Source organism: Brachybacterium paraconglomeratum (assembly GCF_003994255.1).
Lineage (GTDB): Bacteria > Actinomycetota > Actinomycetes > Actinomycetales > Dermabacteraceae > Brachybacterium > Brachybacterium conglomeratum.
Genome location: NZ_ML133880.1, coordinates 1 through 1,066, shown reverse-complemented (window position 1 = coordinate 1,066; position 1,066 = coordinate 1). Strand labels below are relative to the sequence as shown.

The following is a 1,066-nucleotide window of genomic DNA, read 5'->3' as shown; positions in this document are numbered from 1 at the left end:
ACGGCCGGCTCGAGCACCTCCGCGGCTCCGCACTGGGCTTCCGCAACCTCGTCCACTACATCGCTCGCAGCCTCCTCGAAGCCGGCGGCTTCAGACCCCTCCTACACCCTTAAATGCGAAGAGCCGGTTTTCACTCAGGAAGTTATTCCAGTTGGCAGTACGCTGTTCCTGGAGCTCCGAGAATCTCTCCTGGTGGGTGTTCAGTGCTTCGTCAAGACGGGCTTTCTGATTCTCAGTAGTTGCTTCGGCTGCGGCGGCGTCCTTCTTGATCCGCTCGAGCTCCGCCGCGATGGTCGCCATCTTCTGGTTGAGGTCGAAGGTCGCCGCTTTTGCCGCTTCGTTCGTGTCGGCCTTATGTTGCACGAGAAGGTGGGTGGTCTCTTCGTTTGACTTGGTCAACTCGTGCTCAAGCTCTTCAAGGCGTGTGCTGATCTGCCGATCCAAAGCAAGAAATGTTTGCTCGACAGCATCCGCACGCTTTCCCAGCCCATTCAGCCGTGATCCTCCGGGGGCGGGCCAAGACCGGACTGCCTGTGCGAGGCTCAGGAATGGGCTTAACTGGCCCCCGGACCTCGTGAATACTGCGTCGAGCCGGTCGGGGAGGAGGTTTCGAATCTGGCTGACGGTCGTGTTGACCTGATCGAGGTGTGCCTGGCTAATCGACGGATGTGGGCTGTCACTGCATCCCTCTACGTGAGACAAGAGTGCTTGGAGTTGGAAGCTCTCGTCAGCGGCCTGGGATTCCTGTTGGGCAATAGTAGTTGCCAGTTCCTCATTCGCGATCTTTGCGTTCTGCCAGATCTCGTGATCTCGGTACGTGTCATCCCAGGTCACACAGCACCCCTATGCTCAGGTGCTCGGTCGATTCCGTGCTTCGATCTAGCGCGGTCGCCAAGCCCTGACCATCGTAGTCGCGGCTACTGACAACCGTGTCATTGCGGTCAAGTCCCTGGAAGTGGTGTAGCGATCCTTCGCTGAGGGGTCAGGCGGTCAGGGCGGGTAGGGAGCTTGTGGTGACCTCCTCGGTGTTGGTGTCGGGGACGAGGTTGAGGCGGCAGCGGGCCAG

1 protein-coding gene is annotated in these 1,066 nt (G+C 59.7%); it reads right to left on the bottom strand.

The window, feature by feature from the left end:
* Positions 1–90: 90 nt before the first annotated feature.
* Positions 91–834 carry a hypothetical protein gene (locus DS079_RS16970; RefSeq protein WP_126988922.1) on the bottom strand — a complete coding sequence of 248 codons (744 nt, stop codon included), beginning with the start codon at positions 832–834 and terminating at the stop codon, positions 91–93.
* Positions 835–1,066 lie beyond the last annotated feature (232 nt).